Source organism: Vibrio azureus (genome assembly GCF_002849855.1).
Classification (GTDB): domain Bacteria; phylum Pseudomonadota; class Gammaproteobacteria; order Enterobacterales; family Vibrionaceae; genus Vibrio; species Vibrio azureus.
Genome location: NZ_CP018616.1, coordinates 1,581,704 through 1,592,929, shown reverse-complemented (window position 1 = coordinate 1,592,929; position 11,226 = coordinate 1,581,704). Strand labels below are relative to the sequence as shown.

General features: G+C 39.7%; 11 protein-coding genes and 1 pseudogene. 6 read left to right on the top strand and 6 right to left on the bottom strand.

The genetic code is table 11. The annotated features are described in order from the left end of the window. Positions 1-122: 122 nt before the first annotated feature. The 3 genes from BS333_RS07250 to BS333_RS07240 all read right to left on the bottom strand — a co-directional run bounded on the left by BS333_RS07250 (position 123) and on the right by BS333_RS07240 (position 2,221). Complete coding sequence (locus tag BS333_RS07250) at positions 123-1,316, bottom strand: class I SAM-dependent methyltransferase (RefSeq protein ID WP_021710480.1); 1,194 nt, start codon at positions 1,314-1,316, stop codon at positions 123-125. Between the two features lie 112 nt (positions 1,317-1,428). Next, a complete protein-coding gene (locus tag BS333_RS07245; protein ID WP_021710479.1) occupies positions 1,429-1,758 on the bottom strand; it encodes a TusE/DsrC/DsvC family sulfur relay protein in 330 nt (109 codons plus the stop codon). Positions 1,759-1,927: 169 nt separating this feature from the next. After that, the gene (locus BS333_RS07240) at positions 1,928-2,221 is read right to left on the bottom strand and encodes a SemiSWEET transporter (protein ID WP_021710478.1); all 294 of its coding nucleotides are present in this window, start codon (positions 2,219-2,221) and stop codon (positions 1,928-1,930) included. Positions 2,222-2,772: 551 nt separating this feature from the next. Between BS333_RS07240 and gbpA the strand changes: the two genes are divergently transcribed. The 5 genes and pseudogenes from gbpA to BS333_RS07220 all read left to right on the top strand — a co-directional run bounded on the left by gbpA (position 2,773) and on the right by BS333_RS07220 (position 6,989). Next, positions 2,773-4,245 carry an N-acetylglucosamine-binding protein GbpA gene (gene gbpA / locus BS333_RS07235; RefSeq protein WP_021710477.1) on the top strand — a complete coding sequence of 491 codons (1,473 nt, stop codon included), beginning with the start codon at positions 2,773-2,775 and terminating at the stop codon, positions 4,243-4,245. Positions 4,246-4,830: 585 nt separating this feature from the next. After that, a pseudogene (locus tag BS333_RS07230) lies at positions 4,831-5,300 on the top strand (GNAT family N-acetyltransferase). 403 nt (positions 5,301-5,703) lie between these two features. Further along, on the top strand, positions 5,704-5,874 hold the full coding sequence (locus BS333_RS22040) for a hypothetical protein (RefSeq protein WP_021710475.1): 171 nt from the start codon (positions 5,704-5,706) through the stop codon (positions 5,872-5,874). Then, positions 5,855-6,310, top strand: a complete 456-nt coding sequence (locus BS333_RS07225) for a GNAT family N-acetyltransferase (protein ID WP_033004059.1) — start codon at positions 5,855-5,857, stop codon at positions 6,308-6,310. The genes BS333_RS22040 and BS333_RS07225 overlap by 20 nt, the downstream gene beginning before the upstream one ends. A gap of 148 nt (positions 6,311-6,458) precedes the next feature. Continuing rightward, positions 6,459-6,989, top strand: coding sequence for a DUF6630 family protein (locus tag BS333_RS07220; RefSeq protein WP_021710473.1), 531 nt, complete (start codon positions 6,459-6,461; stop codon positions 6,987-6,989). A gap of 357 nt (positions 6,990-7,346) precedes the next feature. Here the strand turns inward: BS333_RS07220 and BS333_RS07215 are convergent, their stop codons facing one another. Then, positions 7,347-8,015 (bottom strand): Bax inhibitor-1/YccA family protein, encoded by a 669-nt coding sequence (locus BS333_RS07215; protein WP_021710472.1) that lies wholly within the window; start codon positions 8,013-8,015, stop codon positions 7,347-7,349. A gap of 320 nt (positions 8,016-8,335) precedes the next feature. Between BS333_RS07215 and BS333_RS07210 the strand changes: the two genes are divergently transcribed. Then, the gene (locus BS333_RS07210) at positions 8,336-9,256 is read left to right on the top strand and encodes a precorrin-2 dehydrogenase/sirohydrochlorin ferrochelatase family protein (protein WP_021710471.1); all 921 of its coding nucleotides are present in this window, start codon (positions 8,336-8,338) and stop codon (positions 9,254-9,256) included. Between the two features lie 162 nt (positions 9,257-9,418). On the opposite strand, the gene BS333_RS07205 is transcribed toward BS333_RS07210, so the two are convergent. Together BS333_RS07205 and BS333_RS07200 are read right to left on the bottom strand one after the other, a co-directional pair. Beyond that, on the bottom strand, positions 9,419-9,901 hold the full coding sequence (locus BS333_RS07205) for a YajQ family cyclic di-GMP-binding protein (RefSeq protein ID WP_021710470.1): 483 nt from the start codon (positions 9,899-9,901) through the stop codon (positions 9,419-9,421). 32 nt (positions 9,902-9,933) lie between these two features. Further along, positions 9,934-10,986: a 3-deoxy-7-phosphoheptulonate synthase gene (locus tag BS333_RS07200; RefSeq protein ID WP_021710469.1), complete on the bottom strand. Its 1,053-nt coding sequence runs from the start codon at positions 10,984-10,986 to the stop codon at positions 9,934-9,936. Positions 10,987-11,226 lie beyond the last annotated feature (240 nt).

Here is an 11,226-nt window from a genome sequence, read left to right as displayed (position 1 = left end):
TGAACGAAGTTTTAACCTTAAACCACAGTGGAAGCTGTGGTTTAAGGTTTACTTTTATACCCAAATGAACCTCATACAAAGAACCTTGCGCAGTACCAGTATTTTATTTGGGTCAATAGCGACTAAAGAACCTTACAAGCAAAGCCTTTTAGATAAAAACCTTCAGGGTAGGCGGTATCAGTTGGGTGATCTGCGGCTTGTTCAAAACGTTCAACAAACTTCACGTGACGATTTGCATCCACGGCTGCATCAGCAATGATTTTCTGGAATAGAACTTGGTCCATGAGTCCAGAGCAGGAGTAGGTCAGCAGTGTTCCACCAGGTTTCAGTATTTGCATCGCCAGCATATTAATATCTTTATATCCGCGGCAAGCACCATTCAATTGTGCTTTACTCTCAGCAAACTTCGGTGGGTCCATGATAACGACATCAAACTGAGTGCCTTGGTCACGGTATTCTCTTAGTAGTTTGAACACATCAGCATTAAGAAAAACAGCGCGTTTTTTTGAGATGTCGAAGCCATTAATTTCAGCGTTATGTTTTGCAGTATCGAGCGCGGGTTGAGAAACATCAGCGTTGATGACACGTTTAGCTTCACCTTTTAGGGCATATAAACCAAATCCACCGGTGTATGAAAAACAGTTCAAGACTTCTTTGTCTTTCACGTATTTCATTGCTTGTTGTCTACTGTCTCTTTGATCAAGGTAGAAACCTGTTTTATGGCCACCAACAATATCAACGCTGATTTTGACGCCATTTTCTTCAATCACAACAGACTTAGGTGGGGTATCTCCATGTAATACTCCCATTGTTTCCGCAAGTCCTTCTTTTTTGCGTACAGATACGTCGGAACGCTCATAGATACTGCACTCGGGGAAACATTCGATTAACGCATCAATGATGTTTTTCTTATTAAACTCTGCGCCAGCACTGAGCAATTGGCAGACAAAAAAGTTTTGATAGCGATCGATGGTGATTCCAGGAAGGCCATCCGATTCAGCCGCAACAAGACGATAACCCGTCAATCCATCACGTTCAATAATATCTTCACGAAGTAATTGAGCATTGTTAAATCGTTTAACAAAGAATGCTTTATCGATTGGTTCTTTTTCAAAACTCCAAATACGAGCACGGATTTGTGAATGAGGAGAATAAGCCGCTTTCGCAAGCCATTTGCCATCAAAACTGAACACATCGACAGTTTCACCAAGAGCGGGGTCGCCTTCCACTTTGCTGATACCTCTTGAAAATATCCAAGGGTGTTTGCGTTTAACCGATTTCTCACGACCTTTAACCAGATATATTGCAGCTGTCATTGATTTGGCTCTTAATTAGATTTGAAAAAGAAAGCATTGTCCGAGATGTTCCTATGAAAAGCAACATACGGTGATTTGTGGGTATATTACATGTGATCAAAAAAATAGGGCACTATAAGCACTTTGCTGGTTTAGGCAGACCAGCCAATTTAGTCGCTTGTTTGGCAGGCCCTTTCTTAAAAAGTTTAAATAGATATTTGCTATTACCTTTTTCAGGCCCATGGGCTTTTTCTAGCGCTTTGACTAACATTCTTACAGCCGGTGAAGTATTAAATTCTTCATAGAAGTCACGTACGAAGTGTATGACTTCTAGGTGTGCTTCGGTAAGCTCAATCTGCTCATCTTCGGCTAAAAGGGCAATCATACCTTCATCCCACTGTTTATGATCCAGTAAATAACCTTGGGCATCGGTTTCAATTTCTTTTCCGTTATAAATGAACATCATTTTTCCTATAAATTCATCAATTATTGTTTCAGGGTAGCTTAGGGTTAGGCAAGAGCTCAACAAAATAGTGGTGCTTTGATATCAAATGGAGAAAAAAGCGTCAGTCGCCACGATTTTTGAGTCTATTGATTTTGATGCCGCCATTCTTTTTGGCCTCACTCATCGATTAAATGGCAATGCCTGCCTTAATGATAATGCCAACAACCATTGCTAGGTAAGCCAAAAAACCAAGTAAATTACCGACCCAAATGGTTGGGTTTCTATGATAAAGCCCGTAGATAAACCAAAGCAGTGAGATCAATGCATACATTGACCAAGTGGTTAGTGATAAACCATGGGCATGATGAGAGTGGGTTATATAAAGTTTATAAAGCTGTGGCAATGTCGCGATTGGGCTCACTAACCCCATGAAAAGCATAATGGGTTCAAGCTTCTTACCTAAGCTATCGAGGAGAGACATATTTGAATACCTCTTTAGAAAAGTTCAACGTGATGAAATCCTGACTTCACAGGTTACTTGAGATTTGTCCTATCAATACTAGTTGAATGCTTATTAAATGCTAATGTGAATGAAAGGCAGTGGTAGTTGTTAACTCGTCAATTGTTAATTCTTTTTGATAATTATCAATCCAAAAGAATAATGGTAAGTGGCATTATATTCACTGAGCTCATTGGTTGTGAGAGGTAGGAGCAAACTGGCTATTAATAATGCATTAAAAATATAACTTAATTAACTAAATATAGATATATGTTATGATTTGATGATTAATATAAAGTAAGTGTATAAAATTATTAACAAATTATTTATCATAAGTCTAGCTTATTGTTTCTTTTGTTATTTATTTGGGCGATAGATCTCAGTTGTAAATTATTTAATTTTCAATGGAAATAAAGTTCCTATAGATTTCGGGTTATCACTTTTTATTTGATAGAAATAACATCAAAGCCGATAAATGGTTTTGAGCAGTGGTCAAAAAAGTGAAGCATTCAATTTAATCTCAAGGACTTATAATGAATTCATTTCCAAAAAAAACACTGGTAGCCTTAGCTCTGACTAGTTTAAGCGGTGCTGCTTTTTCTCATGGTTATGTATCTGAAGGCATTGGTGGTGTTGCAGCAGGCCGCGTCGCGATGTGTAAATACCCAACATCAGATACCAATGAAAAAAACTTAAACTGTGGCTCTATTCAGTGGGAACCACAGAGTGTTGAAGGCCCGGAGGGTTTCCCGGAAGCTGGCCCACGTGATGGAAAAATTGCCAGTGCACAAAGTGCTATCGCTATGGGATTGGATGAGCAAACAGCAGATCGTTGGGTTAAACGCCCAATTCAAGCTGGTAAACAAACTTTTGAATGGACATATACAGCAAACCACGTAACTCGTACGTGGAAATACTACATGACCAAACAAAACTGGAACCCAAATGCTTCACTGTCTCGTGACTCATTTGATCTAACCCCCTTTTGTGTTATCGAAGGTAATATGCAAAAGCCACCGATGAGACACACACAGGAATGTAATGTGCCGAAGCGTGATGGTTACCAAGTGATTCTTGCGGTTTGGGATGTGGGCGATACAGCTAATGCTTTCTACAATGTTATCGATGTAGAATTTGAAGACAACAACAGCACACCACTTATTCCAGATTGGGAAAAAGGCGGCCAAATCATCCCAACACTTGATCTAAGTGTGGGTGACTCTGTATACACACGTGTCTTTGACCAATCAGGTGAAAATGCCGCTTACAGAACCACTCTAGAGATTACAGATGCAACATTGAGCCAAGCTAAAAACTGGTCTCACGCTCTAGCAACGCTTATCAACAAAGAGCAACCTAACATTCGTGCAGGTCAGTTAGTTGATAACAACTTCCAACCAACTTTTGGCACAAACCCAATTTTCCTAAAATCAGGCAGTGGTCTAAAGCGTGTTGAAATTGGTTACAACATCGAAACACCGACACCAGATTACTCAATTACTGTTGATGGCCTAAAAGACGAGTACATCATCTCAGATACTCCAACAGAGCTTAACCTAACGGTTACTACGGAAGGTGATGTTGATGCAGAATTGACAGTTTACAACCACCACCGTGAAGCATTGGCAAGTTGGTCTGGCGCTCTAAAAGATGGTCAAAGCCAAGGTGTTGCTCTGAAATTAAATAAATCAGAAGCGGGTCACCATATGCTTGTCAGCCGTATTAAAGATGAGCAAGGTAACTTAGTTAAGCAAGAAACATTAGATTTCATGCTTAAAGAAGAATCAGTAAACCCAACTCCGACGCCAGACGATTACGACTTTGTTTTCCCTGAAGGTGTTTCAAACTACACTGCAGGAACGAAAGTCCTTGCCGCTGATGGTGCTGTTTACCAATGTAAGCCTTTCCCATACTCTGGTTACTGTAAGCAGTGGACTGCAACAGCAACACAGTTTGCACCAGGTACTGGTTCTGACTGGCAAATGGCTTGGAACAAATTAGATTAATTGTTTTTAACACCAATTAACTCTAATTGATCCAGGAGTTGCTTAGCTAAACAAACAGGTAAAGAGTTAAGTCTCTAAATCTATAAAGAGCTAAGCGACTTAAAAAGATAATAAAAGCCCCGCTGCAATTCAGCGGGGCTTTTTTGTACCAAAAGGATAAGCTTGCGGTGAAGGTTTACTGTCAAATTTCACACTTCTCTTAGTATCGAATTTAAGAGCGCAACTATCTTTCTTCTGCAGGCGGCGTTAACTGCTTTTTCGTTTTTCAGCGGTGAGAAATTTCTCGTATGCCGTCTTAAAATAAGGTTACTTTGGTATCAAGTATCAGAGATCTAAATCATTTTGTGAACGCAATGGTATTGGTTTTCGAATGTTTACTATAGTATTCGAAACATTACTTAATTAACGATGCTCAAGGTAACTGGTTTGACTCCGGTATTATTGGTACTAGTGCCGAATGGGACTTCATTGAAAATTGGCACTCTACAACTAATAAGCGTGAAGGCGCATCTTGGTTAGGAGTCTCAATTAGAGTCAAGTATTGAACTCATCACAAATTGTTTAACGAATAGGGAAGGTAAGAATATGGAAATCAAAATCGATGATTTGTCAGGGGGTGAAGTTATTTGTTACTCGAAGAACATTTAGGTGATATGTATGCGACATCGCCACCGGAAAGCGTTCATGCTCTCGATGTTGAAGCATTGAAATCACCAGCCATAACGTTTTTCAGTGGATGGCTTGACGGTGAACTACAAGGTTGCCTAGCTATCAAGGAACTTACTGCACAACATATCGAATTGAAGTCTATGAGAACGGCTAATGCTTCTCGTAAGTCAGGTGTCGCATCGAAGTTACTTACACATGCTCTCAATTCAGCGATTGAACAGGGTTATCAGCAAGTGAGTTTGGAAACGGGTACTCAAGACTTTTTCTTACCGGCACGAAAGCTGTATGAGAAGTTCGGGTTTAGGTACTGTGACCCTTTCGCTGACTACGAAATGGATCCGCATAGTCACTTCATGACAAGGGAGCTAGCGGAAAAATTTCTATAGCAAAGTTTTTATATACGATTCGTAACACGTGGCGTTTTTTCAATGCTTTAGCTCATCAATGATTGCTTTCATTTTGATCTTTCTAAATTTGAGCCGATTTGAAGTTAGACATATTTCTTTCCTCGTCATATTTCGCTTGCAGAGCCGTATCGACCACTTTGAATTACCAACATTTTCTATCTGGAGAACCTTGAGCTAAATTGAAAAAGCGAGCATAATCAATCGCATGAGACAATTAAAATTGGTCTGGCTGGTCAAGTCTATGGAATGAAAAGTTTGCCGAGACTGAACAAAACTAGGCAATTTGTTGTCATTATGGAGAGCGGGTTTTCGACTTGTTGAAGAAAAATAATGATCATTTAGCCTTGTCATTTGGTCGCATGAATAGTGAGGCGCTCAATTAATGAGCACTTTACATAAATTAAATACAATTATGAACCCAGCGATTGAACAATTAAAGAAGTATGTTATTGAGCTTGAAGCATTTAATGAGTTTGATTCTATTGAGGCGAAAGCTGAGCATATTGGATTGATAATTCAGATTAAGTCATCGAATGAGACATATGGATATTGAACTGATACAAATCGAAAGTGATGAGTATGAACATCTGTTTTCTGTTGTGAAACAAGGCCTTTTCTCACATGTTGACGCTGTCTTTGGTTGGTGTGATAAGTTTCAGGTCAATCGTTTGAAAATTGACTATGAGCCACATTGGTTCCACTGGATTTATCTTAATAATAAGCAAGCTGGAATGATATGCTTCAAGCCTTACGACAATGCACTTCATGTACATTTACTCGTTGTATTTCCAGAATTTCAAAATAAAAAACTGGGTAAAAGGATGATGAGTATGATTCACGAAATAGCTCGAGAGCAAGAACGTTGTCATGTAACATTATCAAGCTTTATTAGAAATGAGTCAGCGATTAGGTTTTACAAATCTCTTGGGTATAAGGTGACTGAAAGCGATGAACACTTTCTTTCTTTGGCGCTTCAAATTTCCTCATAGAAAAATTGTTTAAGATAGACTCAAAATGCTTGATTATGCTTAATTGGGTTTTATGTTTGCAGTGTTGTGATTTAGTAAGGTGATTTACGTTACTCATCCCTTGATGTCGTATTAGCTGAAAGCGTCAATTAACCTTTTTGGAGCCTAAATGTTTTTTATAGTGAAATTTTTCATTGCCATTGTTGTGTTATTGATGGTTGCAGGGAGCTATATATTAAAGGGACAGAAATGGCTCCTTTCTGTAATTATTTCACCTTTGCCTGATGATGAAAAAGTTAGGGTTATGGACTTTTTTGCTCAATGTAAGAGTGAACGCTTTTGCGAAAAGCTTTTATCTACTCTTGACGAAGCTAATAGTAGCAAATACTGGCTTATATTTCGCATCGATTGGTGTGATATCTACGAGGTAGAGGCTCAAGCTAATGCCATGACAAAGACTTATGGTATAGAAGATAAATTTCATACTAACTTTTCAGCCGAAAATGCGTCTGTTTGGAGCTTATTAGTTGTTTTTGATCTTTGGCTACAAGAGAGGGGTTATGAAGTGGTGCTTTGGGAACAGGGCTCAGATGAATACTGTGGTTTTATATGCCAGTCAGAACTACTTCGTCGATTTATAAGAGTTGGGAAGCTATCTGGATTGGACTTGATAAAGCTAGATCATGTCAATGAACAATAGGTTTTTTAAGAGTCCTCTATACAATCTTTATGGTGCAGTGATTAGGGTTAGGTTGCGATGTTAGCACTCGCCAAAACAAAATGAAAGAAAAGGTCATATACATGTCTGTCCCGATTTTGGCCCAATTTTTTAAGTGTGAAAGCAAAGCCATAAAATGCCATTTGTTAGCATCACTTTTGGTGAATGGTATAGAGAGCAGGGAGAATCAGAAAGATAATAGATTTTTGAATTGCGTTTTGCTGTGGATGGCTTCAGTGGTTTTAAGGCGGTAAGGCGGTAATGCGCTTCGATTTGAATAGATATAAAAAAGCTCAGATATCATATCCGAGCTTTTTGGGTTTCATAATAAACCAGAAATTAATCGTCGTTCATGATACCAAGGATGCTTAGTAGGCTAGTGAACAAGTTTAAGATGTTTAGGTACATAGAGATGGTAGCGCTAACGTAGTTAGTTTCTTCACCACGCACGATACGGCTTGTGTCGTACAAAATGAAACCAGAGAACACAAGAGCAGAAACGCTACTGATAACAAGCTGTGCAAGTGTAGAACCAACGAAAATGTTGATTAAAGCTGCAACAATAACAATGATTAAACCAGCGATTAGGAAATTACGCATGAAAGAAAAATCTTTCTTGCTTGAAATCGTGTAAGCCGAGAGACCTAGGAATACCATACCCGTCAAACCTAGAGCTTGTGCGATGATCATTGGGCCGTTTGGAATCGAAACATAGTAGTTGAGCATTGGGCCTAACGCACCGCCCATTAACGTTGTAAAGACAAACGTCCACACAATACCAGTAGATGAGTTTATTGCTTTTGGCATAACAAAAAACAGGATGCCGATCGCTGCTAGCTGCATGACGATAGCAACAATAGATGAAATCTGCATCGCCATTGTCGCACCAGCAGCAATAGCACTGGTCACTAGCGTCATCGACAATAGAAAGTACGTGTTCTTAAGGACTTTGTTCGTTTCCAGTGTACCAGGTACATTGGTTGAGCGTGAAAACATTGGACTGTTCATAATCTTCCTCAATAGGATGGTCTTATAATGATATATAGACATATATAGGACTGAAAGTTCAAAAATCAAGTCACTATGTGGATATCTACGTGAAATAATAATAGAAATAACGTGTTATGTATGGTGTAACTTGTAACATAATATGACCACGTTGCATAGTTTTGTTGATGTTAGATAGGTACATTATCCCTGTTATTCTGCGAGTTACGTTTAAAATAAAGAGAAATGAGGTTCTCGAGCAAGGCAAAATAGGATGAATAGAAGCTATGACTTTTGGTAGGATGTTAGCAGACAGTAATTTGAAATAATCATGGATTGAAATGCAATATTTTCCTCTGTTTTTGGATTTGGCTAACAAGCCTGTATTGGTCGTTGGTGGTGGTGAAGTCGCAAGTCGTAAGATCGAAGCTTTACTCAAGGCGGGCGCTGATGTGACCGTTGTTTCCCCAAGTTTGGATGAGTTTTTGAAACAACTTGCAGATGAGCAGGGAGTCACTTGGATACAACGATTTTATTCTGCGGAGCTCGTGACGAACAAATTTGTTCAAGTTTGGGCGACAACAGATAACCCACAACTTAATCATCAAGTGTATAAGGATGCGAAAAAACACAATATCTTGGTCAATGTGGTGGATGATAAACCTTTCTGTGACTTTATTACGCCCTCTATGATAAACCGCGGCCGTATTCAAATAGCTATTTCCAGTGGGGGCGCTTCACCTGTTCTGATCCGTAATGTGCGTGAAAAGTTGGAAGCCATTCTTCCACAAAACTTGAACTTATTAGCTGAATTTGCCAATTCAAAACGTAATTCTATTAAAGAAGCGCTACCTAGCGTGGATTTAAGACGCAAGTATTGGGAGTGTTTTTTCTCAGATACACGTGTTGAAAATGCATCGGATAACCGTCAATTGGAAGCGATCTATCAAGAAATATTACTACAGCCCATCGATACAAAAGGCAGCTGTGTATGGGTTGAGGTAGGGGATGACATTGAGATGTTGCCCATTAAAGCGGTGCGATACATGCAACAATCTGAGTTAGCCTTGATTTGTAAAGAATGCAACAAGGATGTATTGGAGTTAGTCAGAAGAGATGCTCAAAGAGATGTGTTTGCTAATGCGACGGAATTATCAGAAAAACTGGCCGAAGCGAAAAGGCAAGATATGAGGGTCTGTGTTTTTATTCCACAAGAGACTAGAGAATATTCATTATTGCAGGGGCAGGACTTGGTTTTATAGTCTGTTCTTTCGTTTTGTCATTTTTAGGTTGTAACCCTTTTGTGATGCAATCAATGACTAAAGCGCTGATCAAGCTTGTGTTGGTCAGCGCTTTTTAACACAGCCTTCTTATGCTGGTATATCAAGTTTTCAAAGAAGGACTTTCAGTCTTGCGCAAGAGCTCTAATCACGGAAATTGTTGAACTGGAATGGCAATCCTAGCTCTGCTGCACGGATTGCAGCCATAGTTGCTTGTAAGTCATCTCGCTTTTTACCCGTTACTCGCACTTTATCACCTTGAATCGATGCTTGTACTTTCAGCTTCGCATCTTTGATCAACTTGACTACTTTTTTAGCTGTAGGCGTATCAATACCTTGGCGGAAAGTGAGATTTTGGTGCCAGTTTTTCCCAGTCGCTTCAGGATTTTGCGAATCCATGGCGTTGGCATCAACATTACGCTTCGCTAGATGTCCACGGAGGATATCGCGCATTTGCTTGAGTTGAAATTCGCCTTCTGCTGAAACTTTTACATTTTCATCGACAAGCTCAAAACTCGCATTTACATTGCGGAAATCGAAACGTGTGGAAAGCTCTCGGTTTGCATTATCTACCGCATTACGTAATTCAACGGCGTCGATTTCAGAAACAATATCAAACGATGGCATGAAGATTCCTCGATTATTTTGTTATTGGGTAATTACTTTCTGGATTTTACAGCACTTGCCAGCATATCAAGCAAGTTTACTGTATCGTCCCAACCTAAACACGGGTCAGTAATGGACTGACCATAAGTTAGATTGTGAATGTCAGTCATTGGCTGATTACCTTCCAATATGAAACTCTCAGCCATAATTCCGGCAATACGTGAACTGCCTGAGCGAATTTGGTCACATACGTCTTGAGCGACTTCTAGCTGCTTGCGATGCTGCTTTTGACAATTCGCATGGCTAAAGTCAATGACCAAACGCTGGGGAAGATCAAACTCAGCCAAGGCGTTACAGGCTTGTGCAACAGATGAAGCGTCATAGTTTGGCCCTTTGTCTCCACCACGCAAAATAATGTGCCCGTAAGGGTTACCACTGGTGCGGTAAACCGTCATTCGGCCATTTTTATCTGGAGAGTAAAAGTAGTGAGAGGCTTTTGATGCTCTGATGGCGTCTATGGCAATTTTTACATTACCATTCGTGCCGTTTTTAAAGCCAACAGGACATGAAAGTGCCGATGCCATTTCTCTATGAATTTGCGACTCAGTCGTTCGTGCACCTATCGCGCCCCAAGTGATCAAATCAGCAATGTACTGGCCTGTAATCATGTCTAAAAACTCGGTCGCTGTTGCTAACCCAAGTTTGTTGATGTCCAGAAGTAACTTACGAGCTTTGTGCAAACCGGCTTCAAGAGCGTATGAACCGTCGAGATTAGGATCTGTAATTAACCCTTTCCAACCAACGACGGTTCGTGGCTTTTCAAAATATGTGCGCATGACAATAAACAATTCATCTTTGTACTGGTCTTGAATATTTGCTAGGCGAGTTGCATAGTCAATTGCGGCTTCGGTATCATGAACGGAGCAAGGCCCAACAATCGTGAGGATGCGATTATCTTCACCTATTAATATTTTTTCAATTTGTCGACGGGATTGAGCTATACGATCAGCAACATCGTCGGTGATAGGGTGAATACTGCCAAGTTCAGCTGGAGTTGGCATTGGCCCCAAAGGCTGTGTTCTCAATTCGTCTGTTTTAATCGGCATGTCTAAGTTTTATTCTCTATGGTTAAGCGCTAAAGATAGCGGAATTCTGGTAAGGAATAAACCCTTCACTAAAATCTTATTCTACGTAATGTATCTTAAACATGGTCGAATCTTTTTTCATTGAATTATTAATAATTTGTTCTATAAATTGACATTTTTTTGAGAACCGATCAAAAGATTGCGTTAACAAACCCAATCAAAAAGGGCACGATATAGAATTGCTGTTCTGGTTAACATTTT

What these genes read in the sequence shown, in the direction of transcription:
- BS333_RS07250 (WP_021710480.1), bottom strand. Translation starts at nt 1,316, where the DNA reads ATGACAGCTGCAATATATCTGGTTAAAGGTCGTGAGAAATCGGTTAAA.
- BS333_RS07245 (WP_021710479.1), bottom strand. Translation starts at nt 1,758, where the DNA reads ATGTTCATTTATAACGGAAAAGAAATTGAAACCGATGCCCAAGGTTAT.
- BS333_RS07240 (WP_021710478.1), bottom strand. Translation starts at nt 2,221, where the DNA reads ATGTCTCTCCTCGATAGCTTAGGTAAGAAGCTTGAACCCATTATGCTT.
- gbpA (WP_021710477.1), top strand. Translation starts at nt 2,773, where the DNA reads ATGAATTCATTTCCAAAAAAAACACTGGTAGCCTTAGCTCTGACTAGT.
- BS333_RS22040 (WP_021710475.1), top strand. Translation starts at nt 5,704, where the DNA reads ATGAGCACTTTACATAAATTAAATACAATTATGAACCCAGCGATTGAA.
- BS333_RS07225 (WP_033004059.1), top strand. Translation starts at nt 5,855, where the DNA reads ATGAGACATATGGATATTGAACTGATACAAATCGAAAGTGATGAGTAT.
- BS333_RS07220 (WP_021710473.1), top strand. Translation starts at nt 6,459, where the DNA reads ATGTTTTTTATAGTGAAATTTTTCATTGCCATTGTTGTGTTATTGATG.
- BS333_RS07215 (WP_021710472.1), bottom strand. Translation starts at nt 8,015, where the DNA reads ATGAACAGTCCAATGTTTTCACGCTCAACCAATGTACCTGGTACACTG.
- BS333_RS07210 (WP_021710471.1), top strand. Translation starts at nt 8,336, where the DNA reads ATGCAATATTTTCCTCTGTTTTTGGATTTGGCTAACAAGCCTGTATTG.
- BS333_RS07205 (WP_021710470.1), bottom strand. Translation starts at nt 9,901, where the DNA reads ATGCCATCGTTTGATATTGTTTCTGAAATCGACGCCGTTGAATTACGT.
- BS333_RS07200 (WP_021710469.1), bottom strand. Translation starts at nt 10,986, where the DNA reads ATGCCGATTAAAACAGACGAATTGAGAACACAGCCTTTGGGGCCAATG.